The organism is Mycobacteriales bacterium, from assembly GCA_030697205.1.
Taxonomy (GTDB): Bacteria; Actinomycetota; Actinomycetes; order Mycobacteriales; family SCTD01; genus JAUYQP01.
On record JAUYQP010000024.1, the window covers coordinates 36,202 to 51,148 of the forward strand.

Genomic DNA, 14,947 nt, shown 5'->3' on the forward strand with positions numbered 1-14,947 from the left:
ACGACAGCCGGTGTCGGCCGGCTTCCGTCAGCGAGGCGTGAGAGCGATGACGGCGTCGCGCAGGAAGGCGGGGTCGGTGAGCGCGTCGCCGTAGAGCTCGCGCAGCTGCTGCACGCGGTAGCGCACCGTCTGCGGGTGCACGTGGAGCTCGGCGGCGACGGCCTCGCGGCGGCCCTGGTGCAGCAGCCAGGAGCGCAGCGTCTCCTCGAGTCGCTCCGCCGCAGCCGGCCGCAGGTCGGCCATCGGCGCGAGGACCGCCGCCCGCAGGTCGGCCAGCGCCGACGGGTCCGCACCGACGACGAGGGCGGCGAGGTGCGCGTCGGTGTCGAGCACCGCGGCGGGCGCGGGCAGCAGCTCGAGCGCCCGCTCGGCGCGCTGGAACGACCCCGCGACCGCGGCCCACGGGACCGTCGGGCCGACCACCGCAGGAGTACGCCGCAGGGTGGCCAGCAGCGCGGGCCGACCGGGGGAGACCGCGAGCCACACCGCCTGGTCGGCCAGCCCGACGACGTCGCCGGACAGCGCGAGGCTGCGACCGTCGAGGGCGGCGGCGGCCGAGCGCGCCTGTGCCGCCGGGACGACGACGGCGGTGAGCGTCTCCGGTGGGGACCACTGGGCGAGCTCGGCGAGGCGCTCGACGTCGGGGTCGCCGGCGAGCAGCGCGGTGGCGAGCCGCTCGAGGTACTTCTCGCGGACGCGGCCGCTCTTGGCCAGCTCGTCGGCGTGGCCGGCGGCGCTCGCCGCGGACAGCGAGTCGATGTAGGCGAACACCAGCTCGGCGAAGGCGGCCACCGCCTCTGCCGTCACGCCCGCCGCGACGGCGGTGGCGCTCCAGTCCCGCCAGGCCGCGCGCGACCCGACGCGGTAGGCCGACAGCAGCGCTTCCATGGTGCGGGTGTCGCGGGCCTCGCCGCGGCCGAGCGCGTAGGCCGCGTCGAGCGCGGGCGCGAGCAGGCCGTCCTCCTCGTCGGGCCGCTCGGCGAGCCGCAGGAAGGTGGCGAGGGCGAGCTCGACGGCGTGCGTGATGGTCGTGGCCATCCCGCCGCCGGTGCCCGTGGCCTGCCAGGCGTCGGCGTACTCCGGCACCTCGGCGATGACCGCGGCGACGGTCCGGCCCGCGACGGGCGGTAGCTCCTCGCGCAGCGCGGCGAGGACGGCGGGTGGCAGAGCGGACGGCATCTTCACCTCCTGTGAACAAAGAACGGGGACAAGACCACTCTGCCAGGCCAAGCGACTAGCCGCCAGGAACGGTCATCCTCAGTGCATGGCAGTCACCGCGACCCTCACCCGCATGGCGTCGTCACTCGCGTCCTCGCTGGCCACCCCCTTGGTGCCGAGCGACTACCTCGACCTGTTCGCTCCGCTGCGCTCCGACACCCTGCGCGCCCGGGTCGTCGAGGTGCGGCCCGAGACCCGCGACGCCGTCACGCTCGTGCTGAAGCCGGGCCGCGACTGGCAGGGCCACACGGCCGGCCAGTGGATCCGCCTCGGCGTCGACGTGCAGGGCGTCCGGTTGTGGCGCGCCTACTCGCTCACCTCGCCGCCGCGGCCCGACGGCCTCATCACCGTCACCGTGAAGTCGCTGCCGGACGGCGTGGTCAGCGGCCACATCACCTCCCGCGTCCAGCCCGGCGACGTGCTCCACCTCGACCAGGCCGCTGGTGACTTCGTCCTGCCGGCGACCCGCCCGGCCAAGGCGCTGTTCGTCACCGCCGGCAGCGGCATCACTCCCGTGATGGGGATGCTCCGCGCCGCGCTCGACGAGCTGCCCGACGTCGTGCTCGTCCACTCCGCCCCGACCGCCGACGACGTCGTCTTCGGCGAGGAGCTGCGCGGGCTCGCCGCCGCCGGCCGGATCCGCCTGGTCGAGCTGCACACCGACACCGACGGGATGCTCACCACCGACCGGCTCGCCGAGCTCGTGCCCGACCTCGCCGACCGCGAGACCTGGGCCTGCGGCCCCGTCGGGATGCTCGACGCGATCGAGGCCGAGTGGGACCGCCGCGGCATCGTCGAGCAGCTCCACGTCGAGCGCTTCCGGCCCAGCGTGGTCGTCGCGGGCGACGGCGGCACCGTGTCCTTCGGGAGGACGGGCGCCGGCTCCGACACCGTCGTCGAGGCCGACGGCGCGACCCCCCTGCTCGACGTCGGCGAGGCCGCCGGCGTGCTCATGCCGTCGGGGTGCCGGATGGGCATCTGCTTCGGCTGCGTCCTGCCGCTGCGCGAGGGCGCGGTGCGCGACCTGCGCACCGGAGAGACCACCACCGCCGGTGACGGCGTGCTCGTCCAGACCTGTGTGTCCGCCGCGGCCGGCGCCTGCCGGCTCGAGGCCTGAGGAGAGGGACCCCCCATGACCGCGATGCAGAAGACGATCGACAACCCCGTCGCCCACCTGAGCCGCGAGGACATCGAGGCGATCGGCAAGGAGATGGACGCGATCCGCCAGCGCGTGCTGGACGCCCGCGGCGAGAGCGATGCGGCGTACATCCGCAAGGTCATCGACGCGCAGCGCCGGCTCGAGCTGGGAAGCCGTGCGGTGCTGCTGGCCTCGCTGTTCCCGCCGGCCTTCGTCGCCGGCACCGTCGGGCTGTCGGTCGCGAAGATCCTCGAGAACATGGAGATCGGCCACAACGTCATGCACGGCCAGTGGGACTGGATGCGCGACCCGAAGATCCACTCCACGACGTGGGAGTGGGACAACGCGACGCCGTCGGACATGTGGAAGCACTCGCACAACGAGCTGCACCACACCTACACCAACGTGCTCGGCAAGGACAACGACCTCGGCTACGGCATCATGCGCGTCGACGAGGACCAGCGCTGGACGAAGTTCTTCCTCCTGCAGCCGGTCTGGAACGCGGTGAACGCCGTCATCTTCCAGTACGGCATCGCGGCCTACGACCTCGAGGTCGGCAAGGTCCTCGCCGGGCGCAAGGACAAGAAGGACTTCCTGCGCCAGGGCAAGGGCGTCCTGCGCAAGATCGCCAAGCAGGTCACCCGTGACTACGTCGTGCACCCGCTGCTGTCGGGCCCGTCGTTCGTGCCGACACTGGTCGCCAACGCGACCGCCAACCTCGCCCGCAACGTCTGGACGCACTCGGTCATCATGTGCGGCCACTTCCCGGCCGGGGTGCAGGTCTTCGAGAAGGCCTCGATCGAGGGCGAGACCCGCGGTGACTGGTACCTCCGCCAGATGCTCGGCGCCGCCAACATCGACGGCGGGCCGCTCATGCACCTCATGACCGGCAACCTGTCCTTCCAGGTCGAGCACCACCTCTTCCCGGACCTGCCGAGCAACAGGTACGCCGAGATCGCCCCGCAGGTGCAGGAGGTCTTCGAGCGCTACGGCCTCACCTACGTCTCAGGACCGTTCCTGTCGCAGCTGGCCAGCGCGTGGTGGAAGGTCGTGCGGCTGTCGCTGCCCAACGACGTCGTCGCGAAGGTCGAGCAGGAGCGCCCGGAGCTGCTCGCGGCCTGACCGCTGTCCGGCGCGGGGTCCTGGTCGAGGCGGGACCTTCGGCACTGTCGGAGCGAGTGCCACCGACGAGACAGTGGTTGTCGGACGCAGACGATCACGGAGGTGCCCCATGCACGAGGTCCTGGCTGGAGTCGACGGCACGCCCGCGGGTGACGCGGCGCTGAGGTTCGCCCTCGAGGAGTCGATCACCCGCGACGTCGACGTCATCGCGCTGCAGGCCTGGCAGCTCCCGTACACGGGCAGCTACGGCCTCTACCCGCCGGTGGTCGTCGACGTCGACCTCGCACCCGGCATCCAACGCGGCGTCGAGGCCCGGCTCGCGCGAGTCCAGGAGCTGGTGCCCGTCCCCGCCCGTATCGGCGGACCGGCGGCAGGGCACGCGTCCGCCGTGGCGGTGCGCGGTCCCGCGGCACAGGTCATCGAGGAGCAGGCCCGCACCGCGTCGCTGCTCGTGCTGGGTCGCCACCAGCGCAGCGCCGCGGCCCGGATGGTCGTCGGGTCGGTCGTCAGTGCCGCGCTGCACCACGTTGACTGCCCGGTCGCTGTGGTCCCAGACACGTGGGAGGGCGCCGTACCGTCAGGCCGCGTGCTCGTCGGCGTCGACGGCGACGGCGCCTCCGACGACGCGCTCGCCTGGGCGGCCGGGTTCGCCGCGCGCCACGGACGCCGGCTCGTCCCGGTCCTGGTGCGGATGCCGTCCGACCCGGGTGGCCCGGGCTGGCCCGACGCCGCCGCGCTCGACGCCTCCGCGCTGAGCGAGCTGACGAGAAAGGCCCACGAGGTCACGGCGACGGTGCTGTCGGCGTCCGTCCACCCCGAGGTCCTCGTCGGTCACGCCGGTGAGGAGCTCGCGCGCTTCGCGGAGCCCGACGACGTGCTCGTCGTCGGCTCGCGGGGACGCGGTGCGCTGGCGGGCTGGCTGCTCGGCTCGACGAGCAACCACGTGGCGCACCACGCCTCGTGCCCCGTCGTCGTCGTGCGACAGCACGACTGACGCGGAGGGAGTCGCGAGCAGCCCGCCGATGGTCGTGCGAGGCGACTTCTGGTCCCTTCTCCTGGTTCGTCCTGCCGATCGCGCCGATTCGCTGACGGAAGGTCAGGTCACGCCGCACACTGCCGTCGTGTCCGAGGTGCGGCCCGCCCCAGCGCTCCAGCGGCTCGCGCGGTCCGTCCCGGGACCGCCGCGCAGCGCGCTGGCCCAGTTGCTGCTCCTGCTGTGCGAGCAGCTCGGTCTGGAGCTCGCCTTCGCCGCGACGCTGGGTGCCGACGGCACCCGGACGCTGCGGGTCGCGGTGACCGCGTCCGGCGGGCCGGTGCCCGGGGTCGAGGGGCGCACCGAGCCGCTCGACGAGACGTGGTGCGGCAGGGTCGTCGAGCAGGGCGTGCTGCTGGTCCCCGACGTCGCGCAGGAGCCGGAGCTGCAGGTGCTCCGATCCACAGCCGCTTTCGGCATCGTCAGTCACGCGGGGGTGGTCGTCCTCGACGGCAACCGCGTGATCGGGACGCTGTGTGCCGTCGGTCCGGCGCCGCAGGCCTTCCGGGCCAGCGACGTGCCCGTGCTGCGGGCCCTCGCCGACGCGGCAGCACCCTGGCTGCTCGAGCTGGACAGGTCGGCCGGCACGTCGATCCCCGCCCCGCGGACGGCCACCGACCTGCAGGGTCTCGCCGAGGTGCTCTTCCGCGCGGACGACCTCGAGACCCTCAGTCGCCCGCTGCTGGACGCCCTGCACGAGCTCACCGGCCTCGGGTCGACCTACCTCACCGTCATCCACGAGGACCGCGACGTGCAGGAGATCCGCTACAGCACCAACACGCGGCCCGGCCTGGTCCTGCCGGAGGGTCTCGAGGTCCCCTGGGGCGACACGCTCTGCAAGCGCGCGCTCGACGAGGGTCGTCCCTCCACCACCGCCGTCTCGCAGGTCTGGGGCGACTCGCAGGCCGCGGCCGAGCTCGGGATCGAGGTCTACCTCTCCGTGCCGATCACCCTGTCCGACGGCACGCTCTACGGCACCCTCTGCGCCGCGGACCGCGTGGCGGCAGAGCGCGTCGAGGACCACCTGCCGACGATGCAGCTGTTCGGTCGGCTCATCGCCGCGGAGGTCGAGCGGGGCCGGGCGGTCGCCGCGGCCACCGCCCTGGCTGATCGGGCCGTGCGGCTGGCCGAGACCGACCCGTTGACGGGCTGCTCCTCCCGGCGCGTCGTGGAGCCCTGGCTCGCGTCGACGCTGGCCGGTCTACCCGACGAGCACGTCCTGCTGGTCGCCTTCGTCGACGTCGACGACTTCAAGAGCGTCAACGACCGACTCGGGCACGCCGGTGGCGACGCTGTCCTCGTCGAGGTCGCCACGCGGCTCCAGCTCGCGTCACGACCTGGTGACCTCGTGGCGCGCATGGGTGGGGACGAGTTCGTCGTCGGGGCGGTCGTGCCGCGGTCGGCTGCGGGCGCGATGGAGGCTCGGATCCGGGCGACCGCCGACGTCGCGCTGCGCGTCGAGGGCGGACCGCTGCGGGTGCGCACGTCGGTCGGGGTCGCGGTGAGCGACGGCCCGGACGCGTCCGCGCTTCTCGCTGCCGCCGACGCGGCCATGTACGCCGTGAAGCGCGCCGCTCGGGACGCGCCCGAGGGTGGGCGCCAGGCGCCGTTGCCCTCAGCGGGGCGATGACGCCGAGGTTCGGCCGTTCCACAGGCGTACGACGGGGTGCGGCTGGGCAGGAGGTCCCCGTGGCTGCGGACGAGGCGGGGGAGCGGGCGACTCGACGCGAGCGCGCCCGACGGCGCGAGGAGCTGCTTGCGGAGCGCGCCGCGGCCGCCGCGCGCACCCGGCAACGGGGGGTGCGGATGCGCCGACCGGTGTCGCAGCCGATGCCCGACAGTGCGGCCCGGCGCAGCGCCTGACCGGTCCTACCCGGTCGTGCGCTCGGCGAGCCAGTCCTGCCAGGGCGCGAGGTCGAGGCCCTGCCGGTCAGCCCACGAGCTGGTCTCGCTGCCGGTCTCGCTGCCCGAGCGGTCACCCGTGTCGTGGACGGTGTCGAGGTAGCGGTCGCCGCGGTCGCACAGCAGGGTGACGACGCTGCCGGCCACCCCCTCGCGCCGCATCTCGTCGACGAGGTGCAGCGCGCCGACCAGGTTGGTGCCGGTGCTGCCTCCGGCGGACCAGCCGGTGCGCTCGCGCAGCCAGCGGGCCGCGGCGACGGAGGCGGCGTCAGGCACCCGCAGCATCCGGTCGACGGCGCCGGGGACGAACGACGCCTCGACCCGCGGTCGACCGATGCCCTCGATGCGCGAGGCAGTGCCGGTCGCGGCCGACGAGCCGCTGACCCAGCCCGGGTAGAACGCCGAGCCCTCCGGGTCGACGACGCAGACCTGCGTGGGCAGTCGGCGGTAGCGCACGAAGCGGCCGAAGGTCGCCGACGTCCCACCGGTGCCGGCGCCGACGACGACCCAGGTGGGGACGGGGTGCCGCTCGGAGCGCAGCTGGTCGAAGACGCTCTCCGCGATGTTGTTGTTGCCGCGCCAGTCGGTCGCCCGCTCGGCGTAGGTGAACTGGTCGAGGTAGTGGCCACCGACGTCGGCCGCGACGCGCGCGGCCTCGGCGTAGAGGGTCGTGGGGTCGTCGACGAATCGGCAGGTCCCGCCGGCGAACTCGATGAGCTGCACCTTCTCCGGCGACGTCGACCGGGGGAGCACCGCGACGAACGGCAGGCCCAGCAGGCGCGCGAAGTGGGCCTCGCTCACCGCGGTCGATCCGGACGACGCCTCGACCAGCGTCGTGCCCTCGTGGATCCAGCCGTTGACCAGGCCGTAGAGCACGAGCGATCGCGCCAGCCGGTGCTTGAGCGAGCCGGTCGGGTGCGACGACTCGTCCTTGAGGTAGACGTCGACGTCCCAGGCCGTCGGCAGCGGCAGCAGGTGCAGGTGGGTGTCGGCGCTGCGGTCGGCGTCGGCCTCGAGGCGACGCACGGCCTCGGCGACCCAGTCGCGATCGGTCGGCCGCCGGGTGTCCTCGATGCCGCTCATGCCGGCAGCATCGCAGCCCTAGCCTGGAGGGGTGACGAGGCTCGACGAGGCGACCTGGCGCGCCCTGGAGGCCGCGCACGAGCAGCGGGTCGATGCCTGGACCGGACCGGTGCTCGACCGGGCGCGGCGACGTGAGAAGCACCCGGTCGAGGACTTCCTGTTCACCTACTACTCCCACCGGCCGGGGCGGCTGCGGCGCTGGAGCCCGGGCCCGGGTGTGGTCCTCGAGGGTCGGGAGCCCGACCAGCACTGGGAGGCGGTGCCCGACGGGGAGCTGCCCGGCGGGGCGGTGCTCGGCGGCGTGCCCCCGAAGGTCGACGCCCGGGCGCGCTGGGTAGTCGCGCTGTCCGCGGCGGTCGCGTCGCGGCCGCCGCGCTTCGGGTGCTCCGGCCTGCACGAGTGGGCGATGGTCTACCGCCAGGACCCCGCCGAGGTGCGGCACGCGCAGCTGCCGCTGCGGCTCGGCGCCGCCGGCACCGCGGCCGTGGTCGAGGAGCTGCCGCTGACCTGCACGCACTTCGACGCGTTCCGGTTCTTCACCCCCGAGGCGGTCCCGCGCAACAGCGCGCAGCTCGACCGCGACGGCCGTCTCGACCACGAGCAGGGTGGCTGCCTGCACGCCAACATGGACCTCTACGCCCACGCCGCCGCGTTGTGGCCGTGGGTCGCGTCCGACCTCGTCGCCGACTGCTTCGAGCTGGCCCGTCGCGTGCGGGTGCTCGACATGCGGGCCTCGCCCTACGACGTGAGCGGCCTCGGCCTGTCGGCCATCGCGGTCGAGACCGTCGACGGACGCAGGGACTACGCCGAGCAGCAGCGCGCCTTTGCCGCCGAGGCCGCCGTGCTGCGCGAGCGCCTCGTCGCGGCCGCGCGCCGCCTGCCTGCCGCCTGACCCGGAAGCCCCACGCCCCCGCGCGCGTTACGGCTGGCATGACCACCCCTGTCCTCGACGTCCGCCGGGCCGCCGACCGCTTCGCGACCAGGATCGACTGGCTCGACTCGAAGCACTCGTTCTCCTTCGGGCGGCACTACGACCCGGCCAACACCCACCACGGGCTGCTGCTCGTCAACAACGACGACGTCGTCCGTGCGGGCGCGGGCTTCGAGACGCACCCGCACCGCGACATGGAGATCGTCACCTGGGTGCTGCGCGGCTCGCTGGTCCACCAGGACTCGACCGGCCACACCGGCGTCATCTACCCCGGGCTCGCGCAGCGGATGAGTGCCGGGCGCGGCATCCTGCACTCGGAGAAGAACGACTCGTGGCGGTTGTCCGGTGACCCGCACGACGAGCCCGTGCACTTCGTGCAGATGTGGGTCCTGCCCGACGAGCGCGGCGTCGAGCCCGGCTACGAGCAGCGCGAGATCGACGCCGACCTGCTGTCCGGCGCGCTCGTCCCGGTCGCCTCGGGCATGGACGGCCACGACGCGGCGATCCGGATCCGTCAGCGTGACGCGGCGCTGCATGCCGCGCGGCTCGCGCCGGGGCAGAGCGTCGTGCTGCCGGAGGCGGCGTACCTGCATGTGTTCCTCCCGAGGGGGAGCGTCGACCTCGAGGGGGCCGGCCCGCTCCAGGCGGGTGACTCGGTGCGGCTCACCGCGACCGGCGGGCAGCGCGTGACCGCGGTTGACGACGCGGAGGTGCTCGTCTGGGAGATGCGTGCGACGGTGGCGGCATGACCGATCGCGAACAGCTCATCGAGACCTACCTGCGCCCGGCCGCCGAGCGCCCGCAGTCGTCGGCGCGCGGCCTGCACCACACGGCCCTCATCTCCAGCGACGTGGAGCGGACCATCCGCTTCTACCAGGGGGTGCTGGAGTTCCCGCTGACCGAGCTCATCGACAACCGCGACTACCCGGGCTCGTCGCACTTCTTCTTCGACATCGGCAACAGCAACCTGCTGGCCTTCTTCGACTTCCCCGGCCTCGACGTCGGGCCCTACGCCGAGGTCCTCGGGGGGCTGCACCACGTCGCGATCTCGGTCGAGCCGCAGCGGTGGGAGCACCTGGTCGGCAAGCTGCGCGAGGCCGGTGTGGAGCACGAGGTGCACAGCGAGGTGTCGGTCTACTTCCGCGACCCCGACGGCGCCCGGCTCGAGCTGATCGCCGACCCGCTCGGTGAGATGTACGGCAACCAGGTCCTCTGAATCCGCCCGAACGCCTACCGCTGCGCGCCGCACCGGTCTAGGGTCGGCCACCACGGTCGGCATCGGGTCGGTCGCAGTGGCAGGGGTGTGGGACATGCCGGGCAAGGGCGAGCTCTTCAAGCGCAAGGACGGCAACTTCGGCTTCCGGGTCTACGCCAGCAACGGCCAGGTCGTCGCGACCGACGGCGGCCAGGGTTACAGCAGCAAGGCCAGTGCGAAGAGCACGTTGGAGAAGCTGCTCAAGGGCGCGTACGACGGCCCCGTCTCCGAGGTCGAGAAGTAGCAGCAGGGCTGACCGTCCCACTGTCCCCGGAGGCCGCGCTCGCGAGCTACGAGCGCGGCTTCCGGCGTGCCGGGATGCCGTCGTTCATCGCCGAGCGCACCGAAGCGGCCTCAGCGGGACAGGCTCGCGACGACGAGGCGGCGGCCGCCGGAGTCGACGAAGGACAGCAGCTGGCAGGTGCCGGCGAGGTCGGACTTGTCGACCCGCGACGTGCGCTTGTCGACGTAGAGGTAGGGGTCGAGCGAGGTGACATGGCCGGGGGGCGTGACGTCCTGCCAGGTCCGGCCGCGGTCCTTCGAGCGCACGACCTTGGTCTGCACGTCGGAGAAGACCGTGCCATCGGCGGTGACGCCGATGGTGGGCTCGGCGGCGCCGGTGAAGGTGGTCCGCGACGGGACGAGCCGCCAGCCCTTCGCGGGCTGGACCGTGCTGCCGCCGGCGGTGAAGCGTACGACGCCGTCCTTCGGGACCGCCGCGTCGCTGGGCAGGCCCGACAGCGCGCCCAGTAGCGCGAGGAGCTGCCGAGCAGGGCGAGCCGCGTCGGCGTACGTCGTGTCATGTGGGGGTCTTCGCCACCCACCCCTCTCTCCTTCCGCCTGTGCGCCGCTGTCGGCGCTACGGCACCGCGCTAGCGCCGACCCGGGCGCACAAGCGAAAGGAAGGAGGCGGCGGGGTCAGGAGGGGGTGGGTGTGGGGGCGGCGACGCAGTAGGTGCCGCCGGCCTGCTTGTCCAGAGCGGTGCAGACGCTGCCGCGGGCCAGGGCCGCGAGCCCGGCGACGACGGTCGCCCCGACGATCACCAGGAGTACGACGCTGACGCGCGCGGCGCGGGCGCGATCGCTGAGGGTGCGCGTCAGCAGCTGCTCCGCGCTCCGGTCGAGGTCACGGGGTCCGGGCACCGGGACAGTCTGCCCCAGCGCTCAGACGCGCACCTCGGCGGTGACGCCGAGCGGGACGGAGATGCCGAGCCCGCCGCGGGTCGCGCCGCCGTAGCGCGCCTTCTCCTTCGGGAGGTCGAGCGGGCGGATGCCGGAGCGACCCGCGTCGATGGCCGCCTGGCCGAGCAGGTCGGCCGGCACCAGCCAGACGACCTCGAACTCCAGACCGTCGGGGTCCTTGGCGTAGAGGCTCTTGGTCGTGCCGTGGTCGGAGGCGCCGACGAGCGCACCGGCGGCGGCGAGGGTGATCTGCAGCTCCTCGAGCTGCTCGAGGGTCTCGACCTCCCAGGCGAGGTGGTACATCCCGACCGTCGAGCGTCCGGCGGCCGACGCGCCGGCGTTGGGGCCGAGCTGGAAGAGCCCGAGGTCGTGGTCGTTGGTCGACCCGCCGGCCTGCAGGAACGCCGCGCCGGGGAAGCCCATGACCTTGCGGAAACCAAGCAGGTCGGAGTAGAACGCCACCGAGCGCTCCACGTCGCGGACGTAGAGGACGGCGTGGTTGAGGCGGGTGACGGCCATGACAGTGCTCCTCGTGACGGTGCGGACATCAGACCACAACGTGGTTGAGTGTTCAACTGTTCCGGGTAGGGTCTGAGCCATGACGAGGTGGCTGGACGACGACGAGCAGCGGACCTGGCGCGCCTTCCTGCACGCGACGGCCGCCCTGCACGCCCAGCTCGACCGGGAGCTGCAGCGCGACTCCGGCATGCCGCAGAGCTACTACGAGGTGCTCGTGCACCTGTCGGAGGCGCCCGCGCGCACCGTGCGGATGAGCGAGCTCGCCGACCGCACACGCAGCAGCCGCAGCCGGCTGTCGCACGCCGTCGCCCGACTCGAGGAGCAGGGCTGGGTGCGGCGCGAGGCCTGCGAGGGCGACAAGCGCGGCCAGATGTGCGTGCTCACCGACGTCGGCCTCTCGGTGCTCGAGAAGGCGGCTCCGGCCCACGTCGACGGCGTGCGGACCCATCTCTTCGATCAGCTCACCCGCGAGCAGGTCACAGCCCTGCGGGGCATCTCCGACGCGCTGGTCACCCACCTCGACGGCCTGTGCGAGCAGGCCGGCGCCCGTGCCGAGAGCTAGGGCTTCTTCTTGCCCGGCGTGAAGTAGACCGGCGGCTCGCTCGAGGCGGTGGCGACCGCGCCGGTCTGGCAGTTGTTGCCCTGCCAGGTGTTGGCGTCGACCGGGTTGCCCTCGCCGCAGCGGACCTTGCTGGTGCTCGACACCGTGTTGTCGCGCAGCACGTTGCCGACCGCGTGGCCCCGGACCCGGTTGACGAGGATCGCGTAGTGGCTCGAGAAGCTGTTGCCGACGACGACGTTGCCGGTGACGTCGCGGTTGCGGGCGCACATGAACAGCGCCGACGCCCCCGAGCCCGCTGGGCCGCCGGGGCAGTTGACCTTGCCGCGGCCGCGCGGGTTGCTCGCGGTGTTGCCGCTGATCACCCAGTTGCTCGCGTCGACGAGGCTGATCGCCGCGAAGCCGTCGACCTTGCTGTTGTCGGTGATGGTGTTGCCGGACAGCACCCCGCCGTCGACGCCGTCGAGGTCGACGCCGCTGCCGTCGTTGTCGCGGATGGTGTTGCCCGAGATGATCACCCGGTCGGTCGCGTCACCGACCGGGTGGATGTAGATGCCGGCACCGGGCGGTGCCGCGGCCTTGGTGCACTCGAAGCCGTTGGAGTGGATCGTGCTGACGGTGATGACGGTCGTGAAGAGGTTGAGCGACACGAGGTCCTCGTAGGCGCTGATCCCGACGCAGCGCGCGTTGCGGACCTCCACGTCGTGGACGATCATCGACGGCGCGCTGATGCCGACGTGGGCGCCGTCGCGGACGTCGGCCCGACCTTGCAGGGAGTGCTTGCGCTGGCTGTTGCCGTCGACGGTGATGCCCGTGATGGTGACCGGGCGCTCGTACGGCGGAGCCGACTTCACGACGCCGATCTCCTGCGGCCAGGGCGCGTTGCGGCGGGCCAGGAGCACGACCTCGTTGCGCGCCGCGCCCTCGACGCCGCGCAGCAGGTGGCCGCCGGGGACGCGTAGGGCGCGGTCGAGCACATGGGTCCCGCGCGGGACCGCGACGCACTGGTGGGTGTCGACGGCCAGCTGCAGCGACCCGTTGGCGGGCACCCACGTGTGGCACGCCTCGGGCAGCCCGGTCGGCACGTCCGGCACGGAGATGCCGGACACGGAGACGCCCGGCAGGGCCGTGGCTGTCGAGGCCAGTCCGAGCAGGGCGAGCGGCAGGGCCGCGAGAGCGGTGCGCGTGCGCAAGCTGTCCTGTCCCCCCGTGCCGTGCTGCTGGATGCGGCGACTGTAGGGCCAGACCCGTGCAGACCCGGACAGGGCCTGCGGGGCGTGTCCGGCCCGTTGCACTCGCTGTGTGCTCTCGACAACGGCCGGGGCGCTCTGGAGTGACGGGCGGACACCCTCATGTCACCCGTCCGTGTCACCGGTCCGTCACGAACGTCCCGGGAACGACCGGCCCGCCCGGCCGGTTGAGCAGAGCAGAGCGTTCCGTCGTACTCCTGGAGGTCCCTCGTGTGGTCGCTGCGCAAGAAGGTCGAGCTGCCGACTCCGGAGGAGGCGCTGCCCGGCCGTGACACGCCGATCCGGCTCAGCGAGCCGCACACCGTGCTCGGCACGCCGCTCGAGGGCCCCTACCCCGACGGCCTCGAGGTGCTCGACGTCGGCATGGGCTGCTTCTGGGGCGCCGAGAGGTCGATGTGGAAGCAGCCCGGCGTCTGGACGACGCTGGTCGGCTACCAGGGCGGGATCACGCCGAACCCGACCTACGAGGAGACCTGCACCGGGCTGACCGGTCACACCGAGGTCGTGCGGGTCGTCTTCGACCCGACGCAGACGACCTACGAGGCGCTGCTCAAGGCCTTCTGGGAGGCCCACGACCCGACGCAGGGGATGAGGCAGGGCAACGACGTCGGTACGACGTACAGGTCGGCCGTCTACACCCACTCCGACGCGCAGCTCGCGGCCGCCCGGGCGTCGCGGGAGGCCTACGCCGCAGCGCTGGCACGCGCGGGCAAGGGCCCGATCACGACCGAGATCGTGCCGGCTGGGCCGTTCTACAACGCCGAGCCCTCCCACCAGCAGTACCTCTCCGACGCCAAGAACCCGCACGGCTACTGCTCGATGACGGGCACCGGAGTGTCCTGCCCGATCGGCACGGGCGTCGCCTCGGACTGACCGCTGCGCTCCCGGCGGTTAGCCTCGACAGGTGCCCGCCGACCTCCGGACCCCCGCGGTCGTCGGGGTGTGGGTGCTCGTCGTGCTCGGGCTCGACCAGGTCGCCTCGCTCGGGCAGCAGCGGCTGCTCGGCCTCGGCACCTGGGCGCTGCTCGCCGTGCTGCTGCGGGCCGAGTGCCGCGAGACGCGGGTCCAGGTCGGCGTCGTTGTCGCTTTCGCGACCGTCGTCGAGTACGTCTTCGCCGGCTGGCTCGGGGTCTACGTCTACCGCCTCGACAACGTCCCGGCCTTCGTCCCGCCGGGCCACGGGTTGGTCTACCTCGCGGCACTACTGCTCGGCCGCTCCGCCTGGGCGGTCCGCCACGAGCGGGCCTTCGTCGGCACGACGCTGGCGCTGTGCGGGGCCTGGGCCTTGTGGGGCGTCACGCTGTCGGACCGGCCGGACGCGCTCGGGCTGTTCTGGTTCGCCTGCCTGGTGGTCTTCACCGTGCGGGGCCGCAGCCCGCTGACCTACGCCGGCGCGTTCGTCGTCGTCAGCTACCTCGAGCTGGTCGGCACCGGCCTCGGCACCTGGGCCTGGCAGACCCACGACCCGACCGGGCTGATCACGATCGGCAACCCGCCCTCGGGGATCGCCGGTGGCTACGCGTGGTTCGACGCGGCGGGGCTCGCCGCCGCCCCGTGGCTGCTCGCCCGGTGGGACGCGCGCCGCCGGCCCGCACCGGTCGAGGCGCTGGCCGACTAGTGTCGTGCGGCATTAGTTCCTTTACATAGCCGGCGTTGGCAGTCACGATGGCTCATGCCATCTACTGCTGTGGTGGAACTGACGGAGCAAGACCGGGCGACGTTGGAGTCGTGGACGCGGTCGACGACGATGCCGGC

The 14,947-nt window shown here is 73.0% G+C and carries 18 protein-coding genes; 12 read left to right on the forward strand and 6 right to left on the reverse strand.

Annotated features, from left to right (window positions below; all coding sequences use genetic code 11):
* Positions 1-27 precede the first annotated feature (27 nt).
* The gene (locus Q8R60_07910) at positions 28-1,179 is read right to left on the reverse strand and encodes a helix-turn-helix domain-containing protein (protein MDP3712393.1); all 1,152 of its coding nucleotides are present in this window, start codon (positions 1,177-1,179) and stop codon (positions 28-30) included.
* Positions 1,180-1,264: 85 nt separating this feature from the next.
* On the opposite strand from Q8R60_07910, the gene Q8R60_07915 reads away from it, so the two are divergent.
* The 5 genes from Q8R60_07915 (at position 1,265) to Q8R60_07935 (ending at position 6,374) form a co-directional block, all read left to right on the forward strand.
* A complete protein-coding gene (locus Q8R60_07915; protein ID MDP3712394.1) occupies positions 1,265-2,335 on the forward strand; it encodes a ferredoxin reductase in 1,071 nt (356 codons plus the stop codon).
* Positions 2,336-2,350: 15 nt separating this feature from the next.
* Positions 2,351-3,478 (forward strand): acyl-CoA desaturase, encoded by a 1,128-nt coding sequence (locus tag Q8R60_07920; protein MDP3712395.1) that lies wholly within the window; start codon positions 2,351-2,353, stop codon positions 3,476-3,478.
* Positions 3,479-3,587: 109 nt separating this feature from the next.
* On the forward strand, positions 3,588-4,472 hold the full coding sequence (locus tag Q8R60_07925; protein ID MDP3712396.1) for a universal stress protein: 885 nt from the start codon (positions 3,588-3,590) through the stop codon (positions 4,470-4,472).
* A gap of 127 nt (positions 4,473-4,599) precedes the next feature.
* Entirely contained in the window at positions 4,600-6,141 is a 1,542-nt protein-coding gene (locus tag Q8R60_07930) for a diguanylate cyclase (GenBank protein ID MDP3712397.1), read from the forward strand.
* A 59-nt stretch (positions 6,142-6,200) separates the two neighbouring features.
* Positions 6,201-6,374 carry a hypothetical protein gene (locus Q8R60_07935; GenBank protein MDP3712398.1) on the forward strand — a complete coding sequence of 58 codons (174 nt, stop codon included), beginning with the start codon at positions 6,201-6,203 and terminating at the stop codon, positions 6,372-6,374.
* Between the two features lie 6 nt (positions 6,375-6,380).
* Here the strand turns inward: Q8R60_07935 and Q8R60_07940 are convergent, their stop codons facing one another.
* Positions 6,381-7,496 (reverse strand): PLP-dependent cysteine synthase family protein, encoded by a 1,116-nt coding sequence (locus Q8R60_07940; GenBank protein MDP3712399.1) that lies wholly within the window; start codon positions 7,494-7,496, stop codon positions 6,381-6,383.
* Between the two features lie 31 nt (positions 7,497-7,527).
* Between Q8R60_07940 and Q8R60_07945 the strand changes: the two genes are divergently transcribed.
* The 4 genes from Q8R60_07945 (at position 7,528) to Q8R60_07960 (ending at position 9,926) form a co-directional block, all read left to right on the forward strand.
* The gene (locus tag Q8R60_07945; protein ID MDP3712400.1) at positions 7,528-8,388 is read left to right on the forward strand and encodes a 3-methyladenine DNA glycosylase; all 861 of its coding nucleotides are present in this window, start codon (positions 7,528-7,530) and stop codon (positions 8,386-8,388) included.
* A 38-nt stretch (positions 8,389-8,426) separates the two neighbouring features.
* Positions 8,427-9,176, forward strand: a complete 750-nt coding sequence (locus tag Q8R60_07950) for a pirin family protein (protein MDP3712401.1) — start codon at positions 8,427-8,429, stop codon at positions 9,174-9,176.
* Positions 9,173-9,643 (forward strand): VOC family protein, encoded by a 471-nt coding sequence (locus tag Q8R60_07955; GenBank protein MDP3712402.1) that lies wholly within the window; start codon positions 9,173-9,175, stop codon positions 9,641-9,643. The genes Q8R60_07950 and Q8R60_07955 overlap by 4 nt, the downstream gene beginning before the upstream one ends.
* Before the next feature lie 94 nt (positions 9,644-9,737).
* On the forward strand, positions 9,738-9,926 hold the full coding sequence (locus Q8R60_07960; GenBank protein ID MDP3712403.1) for a DUF1508 domain-containing protein: 189 nt from the start codon (positions 9,738-9,740) through the stop codon (positions 9,924-9,926).
* A 110-nt stretch (positions 9,927-10,036) separates the two neighbouring features.
* Here the strand turns inward: Q8R60_07960 and Q8R60_07965 are convergent, their stop codons facing one another.
* The 3 genes from Q8R60_07965 to Q8R60_07975 all read right to left on the reverse strand — a co-directional run bounded on the left by Q8R60_07965 (position 10,037) and on the right by Q8R60_07975 (position 11,383).
* Positions 10,037-10,246, reverse strand: a complete 210-nt coding sequence (locus Q8R60_07965) for a hypothetical protein (GenBank protein ID MDP3712404.1) — start codon at positions 10,244-10,246, stop codon at positions 10,037-10,039.
* A gap of 354 nt (positions 10,247-10,600) precedes the next feature.
* Complete coding sequence (locus Q8R60_07970) at positions 10,601-10,825, reverse strand: hypothetical protein (GenBank protein ID MDP3712405.1); 225 nt, start codon at positions 10,823-10,825, stop codon at positions 10,601-10,603.
* 21 nt (positions 10,826-10,846) lie between these two features.
* Positions 10,847-11,383 (reverse strand): VOC family protein, encoded by a 537-nt coding sequence (locus Q8R60_07975; protein MDP3712406.1) that lies wholly within the window; start codon positions 11,381-11,383, stop codon positions 10,847-10,849.
* A gap of 79 nt (positions 11,384-11,462) precedes the next feature.
* Between Q8R60_07975 and Q8R60_07980 the strand changes: the two genes are divergently transcribed.
* Entirely contained in the window at positions 11,463-11,945 is a 483-nt protein-coding gene (locus tag Q8R60_07980) for a MarR family transcriptional regulator (GenBank protein MDP3712407.1), read from the forward strand.
* Here Q8R60_07980 and Q8R60_07985 read toward each other — a convergent pair.
* On the reverse strand, positions 11,942-13,135 hold the full coding sequence (locus Q8R60_07985; protein ID MDP3712408.1) for a right-handed parallel beta-helix repeat-containing protein: 1,194 nt from the start codon (positions 13,133-13,135) through the stop codon (positions 11,942-11,944). The genes Q8R60_07980 and Q8R60_07985 overlap by 4 nt on opposite strands.
* A 267-nt stretch (positions 13,136-13,402) precedes the next feature.
* On the opposite strand from Q8R60_07985, the gene msrA reads away from it, so the two are divergent.
* Together msrA and Q8R60_07995 are read left to right on the forward strand one after the other, a co-directional pair.
* The gene (msrA, locus tag Q8R60_07990; protein ID MDP3712409.1) at positions 13,403-14,065 is read left to right on the forward strand and encodes a peptide-methionine (S)-S-oxide reductase MsrA; all 663 of its coding nucleotides are present in this window, start codon (positions 13,403-13,405) and stop codon (positions 14,063-14,065) included.
* Positions 14,066-14,096: 31 nt separating this feature from the next.
* On the forward strand, positions 14,097-14,810 hold the full coding sequence (locus Q8R60_07995; protein ID MDP3712410.1) for a hypothetical protein: 714 nt from the start codon (positions 14,097-14,099) through the stop codon (positions 14,808-14,810).
* The last annotated feature ends 137 nt before the right edge of the window (positions 14,811-14,947 follow it).